Origin of the sequence: Streptococcus pseudopneumoniae, assembly GCF_001072315.1 — a bacterium.
In the GTDB taxonomy this organism is placed as follows: Bacteria; Bacillota; Bacilli; order Lactobacillales; family Streptococcaceae; genus Streptococcus; species Streptococcus pseudopneumoniae_R.
In genome coordinates, this window is record NZ_JVLI01000145.1 from 1 (window position 1) to 24363 (window position 24363).

The window sequence follows — 24363 nt, forward strand, 5'->3', positions numbered from 1 at the left end:
AGCTTCGCCTTGCCGTAGATATATGTAACTGACTTCGTCAGTCTTATCTACAACCTCAAAGCATTGCTTTGAGCAACCTTCGGCTAGCTTCCTAGTTTGCTCTTTGATTTTCATTGAGTACAATATTCCCTCTCACAATGAAAACGAACAAATGACATGTTTGTTCGTTTTTGCTTGAATGGTAAGATTTACAGAGGAAAATCTAAAAAATAGAGAAATTTAGACTTTCGAAATATGCTATAATAAAGAAAATAAAAACAAGAGGTTTATCATGACAAAATTATATGGAAGCTTGGAAGCGGGCGGTACAAAATTTGTCTGTGCTGTCGGTGATGAAAACTTTAATGTTGTGGAAAAAACACAATTTCCAACAACAACTCCAATCGAAACAATCGATAAAACCATCGAGTTCTTCTCAAAATTCGATAACCTTGCTGGTCTTGCAGTTGGTTCATTTGGTCCGATTGATATTGATAAAAACTCAAAAACTTATGGCTTTATCACGACGACTCCAAAACCAAACTGGGCAAATGTGGACTTGCTTGGTGCCCTTCGTCGTGCCCTCAACGTGCCTATGTACTTTACTACAGACGTAAACAGCTCTGCTTATGGTGAAGTGGTTGCCCGTAACAATGCTGGTGGCCGTATCGAAAACTTGGTTTACTACACAATCGGTACAGGTATCGGTGCAGGTGTTATCCAACGTGGTGAGTTTATCGGCGGTGTGGGTCACCCTGAAATGGGTCATTATTATGTTGCTAGACACCCAATGGATATTGAAAAAGAATTCAACGGTGTTTGTCCTTTCCATAAGGGATGTCTGGAAGGCTATGCAGCTGGTCCAAGTTTGGAAGCTCGTACAGGTGTTCGTGGGGAAAATATTGAACTCAACAACCCTGTTTGGGATGTTCAAGCCTACTATATCGCTCAAGCTGCGGTTAATGCGACAGTGACTTTCCGCCCAGACGTGATTGTCTTTGGTGGAGGGGTCATGGCTCAACAACACATGCTGGACCGTGTCCGTGAGAAATTTACAGCTCTTCTCAACGGCTACCTACCAGTACCGGATGTGCGTGACTACATCGTCACTCCAGCAGTCGCAGGAAATGGTTCTGCTACTCTTGGGAACTTTGTCCTTGCAAAAGAAGTTTCAAAATAAAGCACAAAATCCGCTTGGGCAACCAAACGGATTTTTTACGTGTCAAAGCATTTGCCAGAAGAAGTCGATAATATAGGTCAGACCGTAGGTATAAACCACGAGGGTAAAGGGCTTGGTCAGAATGATGATGGTCATATAGCGCTTGAAGCTCATCTTGGTCAGGGCAGCCAGCATACAGAGAAAGTCAGCTGGACTAATGGGCCAAATCATCATAAAGATAAAGAAACGGTCAAAACGATTGCCCTTATCTAGCCAGCCGATGTACTTGTCATAGGTGCGCTTGCTGACGACAGACTGGACAAAGGCAGCCCCATAGAGGCGCACCAGATAAAAGATAATGTCACAGCCAATCACGATACCGATATAGTTGTAGATCGTACCGATGATGTGACCGTAGATAAAGACACCAGCCACCGAGGTCAAGGCTCCTGGAATGATAGGGACGACCGTTTGTAAAATCTGTAAAAAAATAAAGAGAGGTGGCCCCCAGATACCTGCTTGCTGGATAAAGGCAGAGAGGGTTTCCTTAGACTGTAAAATCCCAGCCTGATAAGCCCAAATACAGAAAATCAAACTCCCAACCCCACCGACAATCGATGAGATATTGATAACTTGCTGCAGAAGGGGAGAAACAGCTTTCATTTGTTTATCCTGTGACATGTAAACTCCTCATAGATAGTATAACTCTACTATACCATATTTTGGAGGAGAAAGGGGGAAGATTGCTTTTGTGATGGGAATAGTGATGGAATTTGAGGCTAAACATGCTATAATAAAGGGAGCAGACATGTAGCAAAGGAGAGAGTATGATGCAGGTAAAACCAGAACTGGAGATAGAAAAACAACTGATCAACCAACTGGTGACTGGGGAAAGTCAATGGACTTACAGAGATGACCTTAAAACAGAAGAGCAGTTATGGGAAAACTTCTTTGAAAAGCTAGCCCAGAACAATGTGGCTCTATTGGCAGATCATCCCCTGACAGAACAGGAAAAACGCCAGATAAAGAATCAACTGAACTTTGTTAGCTACTATGATGCGGCCAAGTGGTTGGTCGGCGAAAATGGCATTGCCAAGGTTGAGGTTCAGAGAGAAGATGCTAGTTTGGGGACTATCCGTTTATCAGTCATCTGGCGAGACAATATCGCAGCTGGTAAGTCTAGTTATGAGGTTGTCAACCAAGTCGAGAGAGATAAGATAAATCCTCAGGATCAAGACCGCAGGCTAGATGTGACCCTTTTGATCAATGGCCTTCCAATGATTCAGATTGAGCTTAAAAGTCCCCGAGTTGCTTTTTTAGATGCTTTTCATCAAATTAAAAAATATGACCGCGAAGGCAAGTTCCGTGGCATCTACTCTAGCTTACAGATGTTTGTTGTGACCAATAAAGTAGACACACGCTATATCGCTGCAGCTAGAGAAAATAAACTCAACAAGCAATTTCTAACCAAGTGGGTGGATAAGGACAACCAACCCATAACGAGCTTGACCAGTTTTGCTCACGAGGTTCTTTCTATCCCTCGTGCCCACCAGATGGTTATGCAGTATTCTGTCCTTGATGATAGCAAGAAGGCTCTTATCCTCTTGCGTCCTTACCAGATCCATGCCATCGAAGCAGTGCAAGAAGCCTCTCGCCAGCAAGCATCAGGATATGTCTGGCACACGACAGGTTCAGGTAAGACCCTGACTTCTTATAAGGTAGCTCGGAATCTCCTCCAGATTCCTTCAATCCAAAAGACGATTTTTGTCGTTGACCGAAGGGACTTGGACCAACAGACTACTTCGTCCTTTCTCTCCTATGCGACCAATGATGTCATTGATATTGATGAGACGGATAATACTCATGATTTGGTCAAGCGACTAGGAAGCAATGATAAGCGTGTGGTGGTCACTACCATCCAGAAAATTACCACCATGATGCGTAAGTTTGAACAAGGTCTTTACCAAAGAGATGCGGACAAAATCAAGGGTCTTCGAGTGGCCTTTGTCGTGGATGAATGCCACCGTGCCATAACACCTCAAACACAAAAAGATATTAAGGCCTTTTTCCCACAGTCTCTCTGGTATGGTTTTACAGGCACACCTATCTTTAAGGAAAATAAACGCCAGCAAGTCGGCGATCTAGCTCAAACCACCCAGCAACAGTACGGTGACCGTCTCCATGAGTATACAGTCAAGGAAGCCATCCATGACGGAGCTGTCTTGGGCTTTAAGGTAGACTATCGCAATACCCTCATCACGGATAAATCTGAAAATGACATACTAGATACTGTCTACGAGGACGAGGAGCACATGCTGGAAGTCTTGGATGCCATTATCAATAAATCCCGTCAACAGTTAGGCTTCCAAAAAGGAGTTGGTAAGACCTACAATGCTATCCTGACCGTCAAGTCAATACCTCAAGCCCAATCCTACTATGACCTACTCAAACGTGTCAAGTCTGGGGAGACGAGAGTTAAGGTATCGGAAAGGGTTAAGCAGGTCCTTCCTGACTTTCCAAAGGCGACCATCACCTACTCGGTCACAGAAAATGAAGAAGACTCAAGAGCCACCCAAGACCACATGAAGCAGGTCTTAGAGGACTATAACAAAGAGTTTGATACCCACTTTACCATGGCGGATCTTCGTGGCTTTAATACGGATGTTAATAACCGTCTAGCTCGAAAACAGGACAAATACCTCTATCGCAAGGAGCAGTTGGACTTAGTCATCGTTGTCAATCGTCTCTTAACGGGATTTGATGCGCCTTGTCTATCGACTCTCTTTATCGACCGCAAACCCATGCAACCGCAGGACTTGATTCAGGCTTTTAGCCGAACCAACCGTATTTTTGATAGCAGTAAAACCTATGGTCATATCATCACCTTCCAAAAGCCCCTAGCCTTTAAGGAAGCAGTGGATAATGCCCTCAAACTCTACTCAAATGGTGGAGAAAACGAGGTCCTAGCTCCGAGTTGGGAAGAGGAGAAGAGAAACTTTTTGAGGAGTTGCAGTGATTTCCAAAATCTCATCACCGATGATTCTGAGGATGGACTCCAAATCGAGCAAATCTCTACACCTGAGTTGAGGAAACTAGCTAAAACCTATCAAGCCTTTGATAAATACTTAGCCTCTATCCGAGTGTACAAAGAGTATGATGAGGAAGAACTTTACAGTCAGACGGGACTTGATGGAGAGAAGTTGGAAAGGTATCTGGGCCTTTATCGAAATGTCCTTGCAGAATTAAAAAGCCGAGTAGAGGATGATGACGATGGAGAGCCACTTGATATCCACTATGAACTGGAGTCTATCCAAGTGGACGAAATTAACTATGCCTATATCTTGACCTTGATCCAAAGCCTGATTGAGCAAGGTCAGAGTCAAGAAAAGAACCTAAGCGTTCAAGATAAGGAAGCCGTGGATAACTATATTCAGAGTCTTGAGAAGACCAATCCAAATCTTGCCCAGATCATTACTGAACTGTGGAGAGAGGTACAAGAACATCCAGAAAGCTATCGTGGTCAGTCTATCGCAAATATCTTGGATCAGATGATCGAGGCTGTCATCCAGCAACATATCCAAGTCTTTAGCAAGCGCTGGTATGTCGGGGAGGATGAACTCCGTTACTATGTCGAACACTACCGTAAGGGAGCTAAAAAACAACTAGGAGAAAGCCAGCTGACCAAGAGCCAGCGTTATCATGACTATAAGCTAGAGGTGGCGGATGCCCTCAATCCTCTCCTCTATAAAAAACAAATCAAGGAAGCCTATACCCAGCTAGTAGAGGAAGTCATTGAGCCTTTGAGGGTTGGAAGATAGTAAAACTTTGGAGGAAAAAGTATGAATTGGACTACCATTTTTGCGGGAATCGCAGCATTTGTTTCAATTGTGAATATTTTTGTAACTATTAGAAATAATAAGGCTCAAATAGAAGCCCAGATTATCTCAAGTTCTCGTGTTCAGTGGATTAAGGAAGTTAGAGAAATCTACTCGAATTTTATTAAATTAAGTACAGAGTTTCATAATGAGTTATTGTTTTTAAGAGTATGTGATAATGAAGAAAATTTTGATAAAAATTTTAATATGTTGAGAGGAAATTTGTGGTCAAGTTATTATCAATTAATTTCTTATTTCCCTAAAAAAGACAGTGATGGAAGAAACTTTGAGATTGTAAGTATATTTAATGAATTAGTTAATTTTCTGGAAGAAAAATTAGAGTATTCCTATGGAGATATCACTTTTTCGGAGTTTGTACCAAGTTTTCAGGAATTGCAAAGATATGATGTTCCTGAACAATATAAAGCTATGCTGAATATAGTTTCTGATGAATTTTCTTGTTATATGAAAGCGGAATGGGTGAAAGCAAAATTAGAGGTGGAGAACCAATTTAAGTTCTCCAAGTAATAAAATAACAGGTGTTGTCTAGTAAAGTACAATGCCTGTTATTTTTGTTTATCTGTCCCTAAATTGACATTTTTGTCCCATGGTGTTATACTTAGTTTAGTATTTAAAATGGAGGTCTAGCAATGAAAAAAAAGCAAGTGATTAACTTAATTAGGTATTTTACAGAGAAGAATGAGTCTGGATTCAGGACTGAAGCGTATGAAATAGCAAAATCATTTGATAAAAGTGGAGACTATCAGTTAGCTGAATATATAATGGCATTGCTATCAGATGCTAATACTTTTGTTCCACAAATGAATAAAGAAGATATTGAATCGTTGAGGAAGGTTTCACTGCTGAACTTAGAATCATTGCCTTTGCCAGAACCTATCTCAAAAGATGTGATTGGGATAGTGAATGCTGTTCGGAGGAATATTGGAGTAAATAAGTTTCTCTTTGAAGGGGCACCAGGGACTGGGAAGACAGAGACAACAAAACAAATAACTCGCCTATTGGAACGAGAACTTTATATTGTAGATTTTGAAGCAATAGTTGATAGTAAATTAGGACAAACGTCAAAGAATATTGCTTCACTCTTTAAGGAAATAAATAGTTTTTCTAAACCTAACAGAGTAGTTATATTGTTTGATGAAATAGATGCTATTGCTTTAAATAGATTAGATACCAATGACTTGAGAGAAATGGGAAGAGCAACTTCTGCTATATTGAAGGGAATAGACTCACTAAATAATGAGGTTGTTTTAATTGCTACGACTAATCTGTTTGATGTTTTTGATAAAGCTTTAATAAGACGTTTTGATGCAGTAATTAATTTTAATAATTATAATCAAGATGATTTATTAGATATTTCAAATATTTTAATGAGTGATATTTTAAAAGATTTTAAACAATCTGGGAAAAATAGTAAATTATTGAGAAAGATTATCTCTCTGATGAAACCTATTCCTTATCCAGGTGAACTAAAGAATATTTTAAAGAGTGCAGTAGCTTTTAGCAGTTTAACTGATAAATACGATTATTTGAGGCGAATCTTTACAAATGCATATAAATCTATAGATGAAGTTTCAATTGAAGAATTAAAAGAGCTTGGTTTCACAGTACGTGAAATAGAGATTTTGAAAGGTATTTCAAAAAGTCAGGTTTCAAGAGAGTTAAAAGGATGTTAAAGAATGAATGAATTATTGCAATTAAAGGGGCGTTTTGAGCAAAAATCAAGTAGTGGTCGACCAGGTTCTCCAAAGTTGTTGGCTAATCAAATTGTAAGTGAAAAAAAAATATTAAAATTAAAAAAAGAGCTCGAAGAACTTAAAGAATATTGGTCAAATATCTCATATTTTGAAGGAGCTTTAATTTCAGTAACTTATGTAGATGTTGTTGCAAAAAGTAGAAGAATGAGAGAACTATTTAAAAAAAATAGTAGAATTCAACCAAATGATTGCGTTGTTGGAGCCAAATTTATTGATAAAACTTCTACAGAGAAGCAACATGTTATTACTTATTACGTAGATTTAGATGTTTTGGATGAATCGATTAATACTTTGAATATAGTTGCATCATTACTTATTAAAGATTTCAATGGAGAAATTTCTACAGAAAAATTAAATTCGATTAGTGACAGGACAGATAATTATGAACCAGGAATAATTGCTAGAACAAAATTTTTACAAGCTATTGTAGACATTAGTTCGATTGAAAATTTTGCAATACCCAAAAATGAACTTGATGAACTAAGAACATCAATTATTAGTATCTTTGATACCAAAGTACCTACAAGTGAATTATTAAAGAGGGTTGGTTTAAATGTTCCTGATTACAGAGTGATTGATGAGACAACGATATTATTGACTCCGGATCAGTTAGAAATCTTAAATGAAAAGGCTCCTTATCTGATTTCTATGGCTACTACAGATTTATCGAAATTGGATACTCAGAATTTTGAAATTTTTGATAGCGGGCATAGAATGACAATTCCTTCACCTGCAGATGAACCGGTAGTCGGAGTTATTGATACTATGTTTGATAGTAGTGTTTATTTTTCTGAATGGGTGACATTTCAAGATAAGGTAAATGCCGATATTCCAATTAATCCAACTGATTATGAACACGGTACAGCTGTATCTTCGTTAATTGTTGACGGTGCTTCAATTAATCCAGAATTAGATGATGGTTGTGGTCGTTTTAGAGTTAAACATTTTGGAGTTGCAAGGGGTAGCAAGTTTAGTTCATTTTCTATACTTAAGTCAATTAAAGAAATAGTAGCAGAGAATAGAGATATTAAGGTATGGAATTTATCATTAGGGTCAGCATTAGAAATTCAAAAAAATTTCATTTCTCCAGAAGCTGCTTTGTTAGATAAAATACAATATGAATTTGATGTTATATTTGTGATAGCAGGAACAAATAAAAGAGTGAGTGATAAAGCTAGAATGAAAATAGGGGCACCAGCAGATTCGATAAATTCTCTAGTTGTGAATGCCGTTGATAAGGATAATAAACCAGCGACATACTCTAGAGAAGGTAAAGTGTTGTCCTTCTTTAATAAACCTGATATTTCTTATTTTGGAGGGGATGGGAAAAACAAAATAAGAGTTTGTATGCCTACAGGAGAATATTTTGTAGCAGGAACATCTTTTGCAGCACCTTGGATTACTAGAAAAATAGCATATTTAATCCATAAGATAGGGTTAAGTAGGGAGGTAGCGAAAGCTTTAATTATTGATTCTGCAATATCATGGTCAAAAGCAAATAGTTCTATGAATTTAATCGGGTATGGTGTAGTACCTCAAAAAATCGAAAATGTGCTTAACTCCCAAGATGATGAGATTAAGTTTGTTATATCTGGAGAATCAATCATGTTTGATACATACAATTATAATCTTCCAGTGCCTGTTGTTGATGATAAGCACCCTTACATTGCTAAAGCAACGTTGTGTTATTTTCCCAAGTGTTCTAGGAATCAAGGAGTTGATTATACAAATACAGAATTAGATATTTATTTTGGTAGACTTAATGGACAGAAAATAATTACTGTGAATGATAATAAACAAAATGATAATGTGTCTCTTTCTGAAACAGATGCTAGAGGATTGTATAGAAAATGGGATAATATCAAATCAATTATAGAGTACGTTAAACCAAATGGGCGAGCTAAGAAGGCATATGGTGATGGTTTGTGGGGGTTTAGTCTTAAAACTAAGGAACGACTTAACAATGGTGATGGTAGAGAACTTAGGTTTGGAATAGTTGTAACACTTAAAGAAATGAAAGGGATAAATAGGATTTCTGATTTCATTAGTCAATGTTCTATGCGTGGTTGGCTTGTGAATAGAATTGACGTTCAGGAAATGATTGATATTTATAATGTTGCTGAGGGAGAAATTCATTTTGAAGATTAATTTTATTAAAAAAAGCTTGATGAAGGTTAGATAAAAATATGATAAAGCAAGATATTCCTAAAATAAGATTCTATTCCTATCAAGGTTCTTGGACAGAAAATAGAATTGCAGATATAGTCAAAATATCTGCTGGTGGTGATGTAGATAAAGTAAAATTGAAGGAAAGTGGAAAATATCCTGTTATTGCAAATGCTTTGACAAACAAAGGAATCGTTGGATTTTATGAAGATTATAAAGTGAAAGCTCCTGCAGTGACTGTTACGGGTCGTGGAGATGTTGGATATGCAGTAGCAAGACATGAAAATTTTACTCCAATTGTTAGACTCTTGACTCTTCAATCGGAAAAAATTGATGTTGATTATCTTGAAAATCAGATTAATTCTATGAGAATTTTAAATGAATCTACGGGTGTTCCTCAATTGACAGCTCCACAACTTGGGAACTATAAAGTGTATTATCCTGAAATTGAAGAACAATCCGCCATCGGCTCCCTATTCCGCACCCTCGACGACCTTCTGGCTAGCTACAAGGACAATCTCGCCAACTACCAATCTCTCAAGGCGACCATGCTCTCTAAGATGTTTCCAAAAGATGGACAGACAGTTCCTGAGATTCGTTTGGATGGATTTGAAGGTGAGTGGAAAAGGAAGAATTTGTCAGAGGTTTGTAATATTAATTCTGGTAGAGATTATAAACATTTAAAGGATGGGGACATTCCTGTATATGGCACGGGTGGTTACATGCTTTCTGTAAATGATAAATTATCTGATGAGGATGCTATAGGTATTGGAAGAAAAGGAACTATAGATAAACCATATTTATTATCAGCACCTTTTTGGACTGTAGATACTTTATTTTATGTGACATGTAAAGTAGGCTATGATTTATATTATCTTTTCTTAATTTTTCAAAAAGTTCGTTGGAAAAAGTTTGATGAATCTACTGGTGTACCAAGTTTATCAAAGAAAACCATTGAAAAAGTTGTTTCAAAATTTCCATCACTTCCTGAACAGCAAGCCATCGGTGCCTATTTCTATAATCTCGATAACCTCATCAATTCTTACCAAGAAAAACTTTCTCAATTGGAAACACTCAAAAAGAAACTCTTGCAGGATATGTTTATTTAATATTTTTTATTTAACTGAAAGGAGCGAATTATGCCAGATACAACTTTTAACCGTGAAAAGAAAACAGATAGACCTGTTATTGCGCTATGCTATGATTTTGATAAGACACTTTCTCCAGATGATATGCAGGCTCAAGGATATATCCAAACAGTACAACCAGAAGGTAGCGATATGATTGGTGATTTCTGGAAGGAGTCAAATAGTCGTGCCGCAGCAAACAATATGGATAAAAACCTTGCTTATATGTATACAATGAAGAAAAAAGCACGTGGGCAAATTGTTTTTACAAAAGAGAAGTTAGCTGAGTATGGATCTCAGGTTGCACTTTTTCCAGGAGTAGAGGATTGGTTTAAACGCATAAGAGACTACGGAGCTGATAAAGGAATCATTGTCGAGCATTATATTATATCTTCAGGTTTAAAAGAGATGATAGAAGGAACTTCAATTGCAAAAGAGTTTAAAGAATTGTACGCAACTTCTTTCTATTTTGATGATGATGGAGTTGCTGTCTGGCCTGCTCAAGTAGTGAATTATACTAATAAAACACAGTTTCTTTTTCGTATCTCAAAGGGTGTCCTTGATGTTAATGATGAAGCGGTTAATGATTCTTTCGCACCTGACGAAATCAGAGTTCCATTTCGGAATATGGTTTATCTAGGGGACAGCGATACGGATATTCCTTGTATGAAATTGGTAAATTCTCAAGGCGGATATTCTATAGGTGTTTTTAATCCAGATGAAAAAGATAAAGTGAAGGCGAAAAATAAAGTCTATAAAATGATGAGGGATAATCGTATTTCTTATTTTGCCCCTGCAGATTATTCGGAAGGTAGCGAGCTTGATGAACTTGTGAAATTGATCATTGATAAAACTGTGTACAACGAAAAATTGTACAAGAAAAAATATATTAATCAGAAGGAAGCTATCGAACAAGAAAAACCAAGAGAAGAACAGGAGAAAATAGACTTGATTAACTCTTTGGAAAGTAGTGCTAGTTTCAAAAGTACTCATGCTATTATCGAGAAATTATCAAAATATACTAGTTGGAAACCAGAAGAAATAGAAGATCTCTTAGAAATTGCAGTGGAAAATACACAGGTATTACATATTTTGAATGACCAAGATATTAAAAAGTTTTACCAGTATATAATTGAACAACTCGGTAGCAATACTGATGAGTTAATTAGAGACAAAGTTGAAAATATTCAACAAAAATTTGAATCATAAATTGTAGATGAGAAGATTTAGGTGAGATATGGCGGAGAAAAATTTTATAGAACTAGATAAAATTGAAATTTTAACTGCTGCGCAAAATTTTGCAAATTTGTTAAACGAGAATAAGACTTATTTTCTAAATGGTACTTGGGGGTCAGGTAAGTCTACTTTTCTTAAAGAAGTTGACGATACGAAACAAGTTAAATTAGTAACCATTGATTTTTGGAGATTAAATGATAGTCGGTCAACTCTAGAGACAGTTTTTGCTAAGTTACATCCATATGTTTATTGGGGACTTAGATTAGTTGTGATTCTATGCATTGCATTATCAATCCTAATGACTAATGTAGTTGATTTGGGTCTAAGTGTTCTTGTACCTAATTGGGTTGTTTTGTTTGCAGGAGTAATTGCTTTAATAGTTGCAATCCATCAGTTTTTGAAAATAAAATCAGATGGAATTTATAGTTGGTTGTTGACTAAAAATTATCTTTCATGTAGGAAGAAAGTCTTAGTTGTTGATGATTTTGATAGAATGACTGAAGAACAGCAGGAAGCTAGTTATAAACTTTTCAGCTTACTTAATGGAAAACTTCCGATTATTTTCGTTGGAGATATCGATATAATTCATCGAAATAATAGTAATTATCTCTCAAAAATTATAGATCGACGAATTGAACTTCCATTTGTTCTCCATCCCACAAAAATATGGAGTGATTATTTCGAGCAATTGGAAAATAGATTAGAAATAAAGCTTTCTGATGTGTTTAAAGATGTGTTCATAAAAGATGGAAAAAATTTACGAGACAGAGAACGCTTTAATGATTATGTTAATCTGGAATTGATTGGACGTAATAAAGTGAAATATGTTCAAATTGAGCAACAACTAGTTGTTTTGTATCTTTTTCTATATTATCCAAAATTTTATGAAAGTCTAAAGACAGGTAAAGGTTCTATTGAAATAGATTCGAATAAACAATTATTAATTGAAGAACTTCATAATATTTTATTTAAAAAAAATGATTTATATCCTAGTTGTTATGTTTCAAATAGGGAAGGATACCTTATAAATGAAGTACCATCAAATAGACGCACTGATGAATTGATTAAGATTATTAATGATGGACAACAACTTTCTAATGAAATTTTACTTTCACAGAATGATTTCCTAGATTTTATCAATGGAGAATACGAAAAACTAACTAATCAACAACAAGATTTATTGTTTTCAAATGCTTTAAAATTATCTACTCACAGTGAAGATAACTTGTTAATAAATCTTATTTTACAGAAGAAGGTTAAGACTAAAATTCCTGAGTATAGGATAGGGACTCAAGATGTTAATACAGAATTAGTTGAAAATACTTATTTATTTTTAATGAAAGTTTTAGGTAAAACAGATGTAAGCGAGATATTCTATTTTATTTTCAAACATAAAATTTTTAGGTATCAAGATATGGTAGGTCTTGATATAGGATTAAGTCCTTACAATAAAGAATTCTCGTCATACAGGTGGAAATATATAATAATAATGATGCACTTGTATGAACTAGATAAAGTACTTCAATTTTTGGATTGGAGCAATACTATCTGGGAAGCTATAAATAAACTAAGTACAGAAGAGTTCCTCCGTTTTTGGCTAGAATTTGGATTTATAAGTAATAAAGATCCGAATAAACCTGGGTATGATTCTAAAAATAAAGAATATATTTTTGTAAAAGATTTTGACACTTATGCTGACGAAGCAGATATGATTTTCTTAAAAGAAAGTAATAAGAACAGATTAAACAAACTTAAAGAAGAAGGGTTCAAATTCGAAGATTAAAAGCTAAAAGGAGTTGCCATGGTATCTGTAACACAACGTATAAAAGAAATTAATCAACCTCGAGGTGGCTACTTGCCCATCAAGTTATTTTCAGCAGAGCGGTTCGAAGATCACAGAGTTCTGAATCCTGTAGAGTCTGTATCTCCTAGTTTAGTGGGGATTTGTGTGGACTACTTGACCCGTTTTATGAAAGGGGCAGAAGCCAGTGATGCTTTCAGAATATCTCTCTTGGGAGCTCAGATGGTGGGCATGGGAGACCTAGCAGAAGCACTGCTCGATTTGGTGACAGGATTGGACGATTTATCAATAGAAAGTGCGTGTCGTTTGGTTTCTTTTGATGTCGTTTTTCGTGCGGGGATTAAGTATTATAAGCCATTTGAGGAAATTTCAGTGGATGCCGAAACGATAGAGAATATTTGTATCATGGTGGAGCGAAGTCTTTGTTTCTTTAATCTCTATGGTCCTTTGGTAAAAGATGGCTTTCATTTTCTTGGAGGATATACAGATACGATTGATAAGGGTGATGGAGATTTTCTGACCAAGGATACACTGTGGGATTTTAAGGTGACTAAAACAGCTCCTAATAAAGACCATACACTACAAGTCCTTGTATACTATATCATGGGCTTACATTCCTTTGATCCTGACTTCCTTTCTATCGAAAATCTTGGATTTTATAACCCTCGAAAAAATATTGTTTATCAACTTCCAGTCTCTTCTATTCCTTTAGATTTGATTCGAACGATTGAAAATGAAGTGATTTGTTATAAATGATTGCTTGTTTAAAAAAATAATTGTAAAACTTAGAAAGAAACATTATGGAAACAACACAAACTTCCCAGTCGCTCTACCAAGCCCTGTGGAACTCAGCGGATGTTCTCCGCTCCAAGATGGATGCTAATGACTACAAGTCCTATCTCTTGGGTATGGTCTTTTATAAGTACCTGTCAGATAAGATGCTCTTTTTCGTGGCGGAGACTATGGAGGAGGGGAGTGAGAGTCTAGAGGCTGCCCTTGAGGTTTATCGTAACTACTATGAGGATGCGGACACCCACGAGGATCTTCTTGCAGTGATGAAGGACGAACTCAACTATAGTATCAAGCCTGAGTTGACATTTACGGCTCTTGTAGCACATGTCAATGAGGGGACTTTCCAGTTGGAAGATTTGGCTCAAGGTTTTCGTGATATTGAGCAGAGTGATGAACTCTATGAAAACCTCTTTGAAGATATTGACCTCTATTCCAAAAAGCTAGGGGCCACTCCGCAAAAGCAAAACCAAACGGTGGCGGCAGTCATGAAAGAGTTGGCTGTGCTAGATGTAGCTGGTCATGCTGGAGATATGCTGGGGGATGCCTATGAGTATCTGATTGGTCAGTTTGCAACTGACTCGGGTAAGAAGGCTGGTGAGTTCTATACACCTCAGCCTGTTGCCAAACTTATGACTCAGATTGCCTTTGTGGGTCGTGAGGACCAGCTAGGCTTTACCATCTATGATCCGACCATGGGGTCCGGCTCTCTCTTGCTCAATGCCAAGAAATACTCTCATAAACCGCAGACAGTAGTCTACTTTGGTCAGGAGCTCAATACCTCAACCTATAACTTGGCTCGGATGAACATGATTCTACATGGTGTTCCAGTTGAGAATCAATTTCTCCACAATGCCGATACCTTGGATGAAGACTGGCCGACTCAAGAGCCGACCAACTTTGACGGTGTTCTCATGAACCCACCCTACTCTGCCAAGTGGTCTGCTAGTTCTGGCTTTATGGCGGATCCTCGTTTCTCTCCATTTGGGAAACTGGCACCCCAGTCTAAGGCTGATTTTGCCTTTCTTTTGCATGGTTATTACCACCTCAAGCAGGATAATGGAGTTATGGCTATCGTTCTTCCCCATGGTGTTCTTTTCCGTGGCAATGCGGAAGGAACCATTCGTAAGGCCTTGTTAGAAGAAGGAGCCATTGACACGGTTATTGGTCTTCAGCCAATATCTTCTTTAATACCAGTATTCCGACCACGGTTATCATTCTCAAAAAGAACCGTACTGATCGTGATGTCTACTTTATCGATGCTTCTAAGGAGTTTGATAAGGGGAAAAACCAGAATATCATGACGGATGCTCATATCGAGAAGATTCTGGAAGCCTACAAGGCTCGTGAGGAGATTGATAAGTTTGCCCATCTAGCAAGCTATGAAGAAATCGTCGGAAATGACTATAACCTCAATATCCCTCGCTATGTAGATACCTTTGAGGAAGAAGAAGTCGAACCACTGACAGATATCGTCAGCAAGATTAACACGACAAATCAAGCAATCCAAAACCAAACCGCTTCCCTACTTGAAATGCTCGGTCAACTACACGGAACCACACCAGAAGCCGATGCTGAACTTAAAGAGTTTTTGAAAGAGTTTAAAGGGTGATGGAGAAGATTGTTTAGCTCAGATTTAAGATAAAACTTTAGCTAGGCTGATATAGTTGTATTTTCTAACGTTAGCGAGGAGGGGCTTTTTTCAAGCATGATAGAAGAGAGAACTGTGAAATTGTATAACGAGCTTAAAGATTTAATATGGTAGAATAGAGTGTATAGATTTTACTTGAAGCTTTGTTTAGAAAGGAAGACCATGACACCGACCTATGAAATTGATAATCCCAGACTCTCTTATCAGACCAAATTAGACCTATGGGAAACGGGATTTGGTTTACAAAAGGTAGATAATCTAGAGCCGTCTCCGTATATGAGAGAACTAGCAGAGCAAAATTCTCAAGGAAAGTTGACTTATCAAGAAGTTTATGATCAAGTAACGGCTTATCACCAAGAGACGGATGATAGTACAAGAGAAGCAGACCTTGTTGCCATGAGAATTGTGGAGCTCTTGTCCTCTAATGCCTTTAAATTTGCTCCAACAACATTGAAATTGATTCATAGAGAGCTTTTCTTTGGCCTCCTGCCACAAGGCATTTCCTTGGGAGAATACCGCTCTTATAACATTACAAAAAGTGAGGCTGTTTTAAATGGAGACAGTGTCATATATGATGATTTTCGCACGGTAGCAGATAGTTTGACCTATGATTTTCAGCAGGAAAGTCAATTTGATTATCGAGGAAAATCCGATATCGAAGTAGTGCAACATATCAAGACTTTTATTTCAGGTATTTGGCAGATTCATCCTTTTGGAGAAGGAAATACTCGAATGATAACAGTATTTTTGATTAAGTACCTTAGAACTATGGGATTTCAAGTAGACAACAAACCCTTCCAAGAAAATGCAAAGTATTTTCGAGATGCTCTTGTTCTAGATAATGCGAAGCTATTCCAGAAAAAACCAGAATATCTGGAACAATTTTTTGAAAATCTCTTATTAGTTGGGCAACATGATTTAGAAATAGACTAAGAGATTAACGATTTATTGTACATTTTGAGTTAGAAATTATTCCCCCTTTTGAGGATGGAAATGTTCGTGTGGGGCGGACGGGTTAGAGTCTTATCTTGAAGAGCATTACCAGATAATAACTGCAGTTGCACAAGAACTAACAGGTTTGAGTGCGGCAACCATGCGTCGTTATCTCCAACTATTTGTAAACCAAGGTTTATTAGAAAAATCAGGAACTACAAAAAATACTATTTATTCGCTCATATTCCGCTCATTTTTAAGGTACAACATTGTTTCCATATTTCCTGGAAACGGATAGAAAGCAAGGAGAAAGATGGAACAAACTAACCAAAAATCCCAGTGCCAACAACTATGGGCTAGAAATAAATACCTCGTTTTGGGTCATTCCAGCAATATTTACAATGAGATTCGCCAGTATCTAAAGCAGGAAGTGGTGGAGGTGAGTAAGGTTAAAGAGATGATTGACCATGCCTGTCAAATCTCAGAACACAGGGGGCAGGTTTGCAATGCTTTTCAGCATATTTGGGGCTATTTTAAAAAGAAAGCGACAGATGCCGAGCGCAAGGACTATATGCTCTTGCTGGATTGCTACCGATTTGGTCAGGCTTCCAAGGAAGATGTGATTGCTAAAACCCGAGATTTGCTTGAACGCTATCCAAATACCTATTTGCAACATTCAACGTTACTTAAAGGAGATTCCCGTGAGACTTTGGCATGAGGCTTTGATTTCACAACTTCCGCGTCCTCAACTTTTGGGACAACATAGAGAGTGCTGCGCCCTCCGTGGCAATGGCTGGGGCAGAAAGCATGCGACGGTTGACTATGTCTTTACTCACTCGCCCTATCGTCTCTATGCCTATCATGACTTGATTATGGAGGAAATGGTTAAACGAGGCTTTAGGGTCAGTCCAGAGTGGTTGGACAAGAACTACCGAGGGAAGACCTGCCCTCTCTATGAAGATTTAGCAGAGGAGAAATTGACCAGTCCTATATACAGCGAACATGACGCTGCCTACTATAAGGAGTGCCTGGACAATCTCCGAGAGAAGGGGATTGAGCTGGAGTAAACGTAAGGATTGCCTTCAATTTATAACTCTTCTCGTAATTTTTTCGAATAATAAAGATGAGACCTTTAGAGTTTTTCTAAGGTCTTCTTTTTATGAGTGTCCAGATGTACTTTTAATAACTTTTAAGTTATAATTTTTTTAAAAAAACAAACGTGAACTGAAGGACTTAAAAGAAAGAGGGTTAAGTGATGAAGAATAGTGCTATTGGAAGTAACTGGAAGGATGTCCGATCAGAACTCTTTACGAAGGAGGAAATACTTGAAAGTGATATGCGGGTAGCTATCATGAGCGAGTTGATTGAAGTCAGACATAAGCAAGGAATCAGTCAGAAAAAGCTAGAAGAACTTAGTGGAATAAGCCAGCCTGTCATAGCTAGAATGGAAACAGGAAAGACTAGTCCTCAGTTGGATACAGTCTTGAAAGTTTTAGCCAGTTTAGGAAAGACACTAGCAGTCGTCCCACTCGAACAGAGAAAGAGTTGATAGGAAGAAGTTGGAAAACTTTAACAAATTTAACAGTTATAGTGCCTCAAGTGTATAATATAGAAAAATTATGCTTTATTTATATCAAGTGCGAACGAAGTGAGCTTTTAGCGGATATTTTCCGCTATAGTGGTATTCTAGATAATAATTTATTATTATCTAGAACGGAATTTTTGAGACGTTCTGGCTCAAAAATTAGGGATGAAATTACGAAGTAAGTTGCTCCCGTCCGCACTTTTCAGGGAAATATCAGAATTACAAAAGAAAAATCAACCTATAGTCTTTTCTAATAACAAGCCATAGTCACTTATAAGAATTACTAATAACGTGTTTGAACCGCCTAACTGAAATAAAGCTATAAAACAAGCTACACAAAGGATTTGAGGCATTTGTTTCAAGTCTTTTTCTTTTGTTTAAAACAGAGATATAGTTTCAAACTATATCAAAGCCTAATTTTTTACAATTATACAGACGCTTTCTTTTCTGTTAAGATAGTTTCAACAACAAATTTTGGAGGACACATCATGTCAACTACAATCATCGGTTTCCCTCGTTTGGGCGAATTCCGCGAATTAAAATTTACAACTGAAAAATACTTTAGAAAAGAAATCTCAGAAGAAGAACTCTTGGCAGCAGCAAAAGATTTGCGTGCTAAACACTGGAACATTGTCAAAGAAAAAGGCATCACTGAAATTCCATCAAATGACTTTTCTCACTATGACAACTTCCTAGATGCAGCTTTCCTTTTCAACGTGGTACCTGCTTCAGTTCAAAACTTGGACTTGTCTGACCTTGAGCGCTACTTCGCTTTGGGTCGTGGTTACCAAGGAGAAAAAGGAGACGTTCGCGCCCTTCCAATGAAGAAATGGTTCAACACCAACTACCACTACATCGTTCCTAAATTTGAAAAAGACACTCAAGTCAAACTTGCAGGTCACAAGATTTTTGATGAGTTCCAAGAAGCCAAAGAACTTGGATTGAATACTCGTCCAGTTCTTGTAGGTCCATTCACTTTCCTTCAATTGTCAGATTTTGAAGAAGGCGTGAAAGCAGAAGACTTCGTAGACAGCTTAGTGGCTGCTTACCAAGATGTTTTTGCTAAATTGGCTGAACTTGGTGCAACTCGTATCCAACTCGATGAAGCGGCTCTTGTAAAAGATTTGACAGCTGAAGAAAAAGCTCTCTTCTTGAACCTTTACAACAAACTTTTGGCTGACAAAAAAGGTCTTGAAGTCTTGCTTCAAACTTACTTCGGAGACGTTCGTGACGTTTACGCTGACCTTGTAAATTTGCCAGTAGATGCTATCGGTCTTGATTTCGTTGAAGGTAAGAAAACTCTTGAATTGGTTAAAGGTGGTTTCCCAGCTGATAAGACTCTTTATGCAGGTATTGTCAATGGTAAAAACATCTGGCGTAACAACTACGAAAAGAGCTTGGCTGTTCTTGAGCAAATCCCAGCTGAAAACATTGTCTTGACAAGCTCATGCTCACTTCTTCATGTGCCATTTACAACTGCTAATGAAGAATTTGAACCAGCAATCTTGAACCACTTTGCTTTCGCAGTTGAAAAATTGGATGAAATCCGTGATTTGGATGCTATCCGCAACGGTCAAGGTGAAGAAGCACTTGCAGCCAACAAAGAACTCTTTGCGACTGAGCGTGTTGGTGAAAATGCGGAACTTCGTGCGCGTATCGCTGGCTTGACAGACGCAGATTACACTCGTTTGCCAGCCTTTGCAGAACGTGAAGCTATCCAAGAAGAAGCTTTCAAACTTCCAGCTCTTCCAACAACAACGATCGGTTCATTCCCTCAAACAAAAGAAGTTCGTGCTAAACGTTTGGCTTACCGTAAAGGTGAATTGTCTCAAGAAGAGTACGATGCTTTCCTTGCTGAAACGATTGATGAATGGATCAAATGGCAAGAAGATATCGACTTTGATGTCCTTGTTCACGGTGAATTTGAGCGTAATGACATGGTTGAGTACTTCGGTCAAAACTTGTCAGGTTACCTCTTCTCTAAAAATGGTTGGGTTCAATCATACGGTATGCGTGGGGTTAAACCACCAATCATCTGGGGTGATGTCACTCGTCTTAACCCAATCACTGTTAAATGGTCTAGCTATGCACAAAGCCGTACAAACAAACCTGTTAAAGGTATGTTGACTGGACCTGTTACCATTCTCAACTGGTCATTCCCACGTGAAGACATCTCTATCAAGGATTCAACTCTTCAAATCGCCCTTGCTATCAAGGATGAAGTACTTGACCTTGAAGCTGCTGGTGTGAAAATCATCCAAATCGATGAGGCTGCTCTTCGTGAAAAATTGCCACTCCGTCGTAGCGACTGGTACGAAGACTACCTTGACTGGGCAATTCCTGCCTTCCGCTTGGTACACTCAACAGTAGCGCCAGACACACAAATCCACACTCACATGTGTTATTCAGAATTTACAGATATCATCCCAGCTATCGACAACTTGGATGCGGACGTTATCTCATTTGAGGCTAGCCGTTCAAACCTTGAAATCTTGGACGAACTCAAAGCGAAAAACTTCCAAACAGAAGTAGGACCTGGGGTTTACGATATCCACTCACCTCGTGTGCCAAATGAAGGCGAAATCGACCACACAATCGAAGCCATCCTTGCTAAAGTGCCAAGCAAGAAAGTTTGGATCAACCCTGACTGTGGTTTGAAAACACGTGGTATTCCAGAAACAAAAGAAAGCTTGATTCGCCTTGTTGAAGCAGCTAAAGCTGCGCGTGAGAAATTGTAAGATAGGATTTCTCAAGAAGCGCTGTTTGGTCAATCTGCCTGTTTCACTTGGATTCTAGGAATCCAGCTAACGAAAAATCAACTAGAAAAGGATAATGACTATGTCACGCCAAACACCGTCACTCTCATTTGAAGTGTTCCCTCCCAACCCAGCCGTGGGTAATGATAACATTATTTCTGCTCTTCAAGATATGCAGGAGTTGGCTCCCCACTTTATCAGTGTGACTGCCAGCAATAATAAATTTAATATCAAGGAAACGACGGTTCGTTTGGCTGACTTTATCCAAAATGACTTGGCGATTCCGACTATTGCTCACTTGCCAGCTATCTATCTGACCAAGGACAAGGTTGCTGAAACGATTGCAGACTTGGACAAGGTTGGAGTGCAGAAAATCTTGGCTCTTCGTGGGGATATTATTCCTGATGTGGAACCTCAAAAGGATTTCCGTTATGCAACGGACTTGATCGAGTTCATCAAGGAGCAAGCCCCTCACTTTGATATTATCGGAGCATGCTATCCAGAAGGGCATCCAGATTCACCAAATCAGATTTCAGATATCCAAAATCTTAAGAAGAAAGTAGATGCAGGTTGTTCGAGCCTTGTAACTCAGCTTTTCTTTGACAATGAGCGCTTCTATGATTTCCAAGATAAGTGCATCTTGGCTGGTATTGATGTTCCTATTCATGCAGGGATTATGCCAATTCTGAATCGAAATCAAGCTCTTCGCCTCTTGAAGACTTGTGAGAATATCCATCTTCCACGCAAATTCAAAGCCATCTTAGACAAGTATGAGCATGACCCTGAGTCGCTCAGAGCAGCAGGACTTGCCTATGCAGTGGACCAAATCGTGGACTTGGTAACTCAGGATGTTGCTGGAGTGCATCTTTACACCATGAACAACGCTGAAACAGCAAAATATATCCACCAAGCAACCCATGCCTTGTTTAATCATCAGTCTCTAGGATAATAAAAAGTAAACCATTCTTCTCAGGTGAGGGGAATGGTTCCTTTTTAATGGTAAAGACCGCACTTTTTAAGAAAAATATGATAAAATAGACTCTGTACGTACTTGATACAAAGATGAGGGTATTAAATAATAGAATGCATTCTAACTGTAAGGTTTACCGACACGAGCGAGTCAAATCGATATTATTTGACGAGAGAGTTAGTAAAGCATTTAATTGCCTACAACTCTGTGGAAAAAGATAAATCTGCCTAGGAGCAGTCGCTCCGTCGTTCGATTTCCTATTTTCCTTTGGGTTGCTTGACGTCCTTGGTATCTTGATCTTTGTAGGCAAGGCGTATAATTTCATCAATCCAAAGGGGATTAAAATGGCAAAACAAGTGTTTCAAACGACTTTTGCGGGTCGTGAGTTAATCGTAGAGACTGGTCAGGTTGCTAAGCAAGCAAATGGCGCAGTTGTTGTGCGTTACGGTGAGTCAACTGTCTTGACTGCTGCCGTTATGTCTAAGAAAATGGCAACTGGAGATTTCTTCCCACTTCAAGTCAACTACGAAGAAAAAATGTATGCGGCTGGGAAGTTTCCTGGTGGCTTTATGAAACGTGAAGGACGTCCTTCAACTGATGCGACTTTGACAGCGCGTTTAATTGACCGTCCAATCCGTCCGATGTTTGCGGAAGGTTTCCGTAACGAAGTCCAAGTCATCAACACCGTGCTTTCTTATGATGAAAATGCATCTGCACCAATGGCAGCTATGTTTGGTTCATCCTTGGCACTTTCCATTTCAGATATTCCATTTGACGGTCCAATCGCTGGTGTCCAAGTGGGCTATGTGGATGGTCAAATCATCATCAACCCTACGCAAGAACAAGCAGAGCAATCTCTCCTTGAATTGACAGTAGCTGGTACCAAACATGCCATCAACATGGTAGAGTCTGGTGCTAAAGAATTGTCAGAAGAAATCATGTTGGAAGCTCTCCTTAAAGGGCACGAAGCAGTTAAAGAATTGATTGCCTTCCAAGAAGAAATCGTTGCTGCAGTTGGTAAGGAAAAAGCAGAAGTGGAATTGCTTCATGTGGACGCTGACTTGCAAGCTGAAATTATCGAAGCCTACAACAGCGACCTCCAAAAAGCTGTTCAAGTAGAAGAAAAATTGGCCCGTGAAGCTGCAACTCAAGCAGTGAAAGACCAAGTGACTGCCGTTTACGAAGAAAAATATGCAGACCACGAAGAATTTGACCGTATCATGCGTGATGTGGCTGAAATCTTGGAACAAATGGAGCACGCTGAAGTACGCCGTTTGATTACAGAAGATAAGGTACGTCCTGATGGTCGTAAGGTCGATGAAATCCGTCCTTTGGATGCGGTTGTTGACTTCCTTCCTCGTGTGCATGGCTCTGGTCTTTTCACTCGTGGACAAACTCAGGCTCTTTCAGTCTTGACCTTGGCTCCAATGGGAGAAACTCAAATCATTGATGGTTTGGATCCAGAGTACAAGAAACGCTTTATGCACCACTATAACTTCCCACAATACTCTGTAGGGGAAACTGGCCGTTATGGTGCGCCAGGTCGTCGTGAAATCGGTCACGGTGCCCTTGGTGAGCGTGCTCTTGCTCAAGTCTTGCCAAGTTTGGAAGAATTCCCATATGCTATCCGCTTGGTAGCAGAAGTCTTGGAATCAAATGGTTCTTCATCTCAAGCTTCTATCTGTGCGGGAACTCTTGCCCTTATGGCTGGTGGTGTGCCAATCAAGGCGCCAGTAGCTGGTATTGCAATGGGACTTATCTCAGATGGAAATAATTACACAGTCTTGACAGATATCCAAGGTTTGGAAGACCACTTTGGAGATATGGACTTTAAGGTTGCAGGTACTCGTGACGGGATTACAGCCCTACAAATGGATATCAAGATCCAAGGGATTACTGCAGAAATTTTGACAGAAGCTCTTGCCCAAGCCAAGAAAGCTCGTTTTGAAATCCTTGACGTGATTGAAGCAACCATTCCAGAAGTTCGTCCAGAATTGGCTCCAACTGCTCCGAAAATTGATACCATCAAGATTGATGTGGACAAGATTAAGATTGTCATCGGTAAGGGTGGAGAAACCATCGATAAGATTATCGCTGAAACAGGCGTTAAGATTGATATCGACGAAGAAGGAAATGTGTCTATCTACTCTAGCGACCAAGATGCTATTAACCGTGCTAAAGAAATTATTGCTGGTTTGGTCCGTGAAGCCAAAGTAGATGAAGTTTACCGTGCTAAAGTCGTTCGTATCGAGAAATTTGGTGCCTTTGTTAACCTCTTTGATAAGACAGATGCCCTTGTTCATATCTCTGAGATGGCTTGGACGCGTACCAATAATGTCGAAGACTTGGTAGCAATCGGGGATGAAGTTGATGTTAAGGTTATCAAGATTGATGAAAAAGGACGTGTGGATGCTTCTATGAAAGCCCTTCTTCCTCGTCCTCCAAAACCTGAACGTGATGAAAAAGGCGAAAAGTCTGAGAGACCTCACCGCCCACGTCATCATAAGGACCACAAAACTAAGAAAGAATTTACAGAAACACCAAAAGATTCAGAATAAGAA

17 protein-coding genes and 2 pseudogenes are annotated in these 24363 nt (G+C 38.7%); 17 read left to right on the forward strand and 2 right to left on the reverse strand.

Features of this window, described 5'->3' with window-relative positions; all coding sequences use genetic code 11:
- Positions 1–271: 271 nt before the first annotated feature.
- On the forward strand, positions 272–1159 hold the full coding sequence (gene scrK / locus ADH54_RS07605; RefSeq protein WP_049524643.1) for a fructokinase ScrK: 888 nt from the start codon (positions 272–274) through the stop codon (positions 1157–1159).
- Positions 1160–1201: 42 nt separating this feature from the next.
- On the opposite strand, the gene ADH54_RS07610 is transcribed toward scrK, so the two are convergent.
- Positions 1202–1819, reverse strand: coding sequence for a TVP38/TMEM64 family protein (locus ADH54_RS07610; protein ID WP_049524644.1), 618 nt, complete (start codon positions 1817–1819; stop codon positions 1202–1204).
- Between the two features lie 146 nt (positions 1820–1965).
- On the opposite strand from ADH54_RS07610, the gene ADH54_RS07615 reads away from it, so the two are divergent.
- From ADH54_RS07615 to metF, 15 genes and pseudogenes are all read left to right on the forward strand, one after another.
- Complete coding sequence (locus tag ADH54_RS07615; protein ID WP_049524645.1) at positions 1966–4956, forward strand: type I restriction endonuclease subunit R; 2991 nt, start codon at positions 1966–1968, stop codon at positions 4954–4956.
- A 21-nt stretch (positions 4957–4977) separates the two neighbouring features.
- On the forward strand, positions 4978–5541 hold the full coding sequence (locus ADH54_RS07620) for a hypothetical protein (RefSeq protein WP_049524646.1): 564 nt from the start codon (positions 4978–4980) through the stop codon (positions 5539–5541).
- A 122-nt stretch (positions 5542–5663) separates the two neighbouring features.
- Positions 5664–6707: an AAA family ATPase gene (locus tag ADH54_RS07625; RefSeq protein ID WP_000730173.1), complete on the forward strand. Its 1044-nt coding sequence runs from the start codon at positions 5664–5666 to the stop codon at positions 6705–6707.
- Between the two features lie 3 nt (positions 6708–6710).
- Positions 6711–8936 carry a S8 family peptidase gene (locus ADH54_RS07630; RefSeq protein WP_001004235.1) on the forward strand — a complete coding sequence of 742 codons (2226 nt, stop codon included), beginning with the start codon at positions 6711–6713 and terminating at the stop codon, positions 8934–8936.
- 38 nt (positions 8937–8974) lie between these two features.
- A complete protein-coding gene (locus ADH54_RS07635) occupies positions 8975–10063 on the forward strand; it encodes a restriction endonuclease subunit S (protein ID WP_049524647.1) in 1089 nt (362 codons plus the stop codon).
- A 30-nt stretch (positions 10064–10093) separates the two neighbouring features.
- Positions 10094–11290, forward strand: coding sequence for a haloacid dehalogenase-like hydrolase (locus ADH54_RS07640; RefSeq protein ID WP_049524648.1), 1197 nt, complete (start codon positions 10094–10096; stop codon positions 11288–11290).
- Between the two features lie 28 nt (positions 11291–11318).
- On the forward strand, positions 11319–13100 hold the full coding sequence (locus ADH54_RS07645) for a P-loop NTPase fold protein (RefSeq protein WP_049524649.1): 1782 nt from the start codon (positions 11319–11321) through the stop codon (positions 13098–13100).
- Positions 13101–13118: 18 nt separating this feature from the next.
- Positions 13119–13874, forward strand: coding sequence for a hypothetical protein (locus tag ADH54_RS07650; protein ID WP_049524650.1), 756 nt, complete (start codon positions 13119–13121; stop codon positions 13872–13874).
- Between the two features lie 44 nt (positions 13875–13918).
- A pseudogene (locus tag ADH54_RS07655) lies at positions 13919–15519 on the forward strand (type I restriction-modification system subunit M).
- A 201-nt stretch (positions 15520–15720) separates the two neighbouring features.
- Positions 15721–16491, forward strand: a complete 771-nt coding sequence (locus ADH54_RS07660; protein ID WP_049524651.1) for a Fic family protein — start codon at positions 15721–15723, stop codon at positions 16489–16491.
- 313 nt (positions 16492–16804) lie between these two features.
- Positions 16805–17209 carry a YbgA family protein gene (locus ADH54_RS07665; protein WP_049524652.1) on the forward strand — a complete coding sequence of 135 codons (405 nt, stop codon included), beginning with the start codon at positions 16805–16807 and terminating at the stop codon, positions 17207–17209.
- Positions 17193–17558: a TIGR02328 family protein gene (locus ADH54_RS07670; protein WP_049524653.1), complete on the forward strand. Its 366-nt coding sequence runs from the start codon at positions 17193–17195 to the stop codon at positions 17556–17558. Before ADH54_RS07665 ends, ADH54_RS07670 begins: the two co-directional genes overlap by 17 nt.
- 188 nt (positions 17559–17746) lie before the next feature.
- The gene (locus ADH54_RS07675) at positions 17747–18040 is read left to right on the forward strand and encodes a helix-turn-helix domain-containing protein (protein ID WP_049524654.1); all 294 of its coding nucleotides are present in this window, start codon (positions 17747–17749) and stop codon (positions 18038–18040) included.
- Positions 18041–18564: 524 nt separating this feature from the next.
- Positions 18565–20814 carry a 5-methyltetrahydropteroyltriglutamate--homocysteine S-methyltransferase gene (metE, locus tag ADH54_RS07680; protein ID WP_049524655.1) on the forward strand — a complete coding sequence of 750 codons (2250 nt, stop codon included), beginning with the start codon at positions 18565–18567 and terminating at the stop codon, positions 20812–20814.
- 100 nt (positions 20815–20914) lie between these two features.
- Positions 20915–21781: a methylenetetrahydrofolate reductase [NAD(P)H] gene (gene metF / locus ADH54_RS07685; protein WP_049524662.1), complete on the forward strand. Its 867-nt coding sequence runs from the start codon at positions 20915–20917 to the stop codon at positions 21779–21781.
- A 216-nt stretch (positions 21782–21997) separates the two neighbouring features.
- Here the strand turns inward: metF and ADH54_RS12680 are convergent.
- Positions 21998–22087, reverse strand: a pseudogene (locus ADH54_RS12680) (5-methyltetrahydropteroyltriglutamate--homocysteine methyltransferase); the annotation flags it as partial.
- 59 nt (positions 22088–22146) lie between these two features.
- On the opposite strand from ADH54_RS12680, the gene pnp reads away from it, so the two are divergent.
- The gene (pnp, locus tag ADH54_RS07690) at positions 22147–24360 is read left to right on the forward strand and encodes a polyribonucleotide nucleotidyltransferase (RefSeq protein WP_049524656.1); all 2214 of its coding nucleotides are present in this window, start codon (positions 22147–22149) and stop codon (positions 24358–24360) included.
- The last annotated feature ends 3 nt before the right edge of the window (positions 24361–24363 follow it).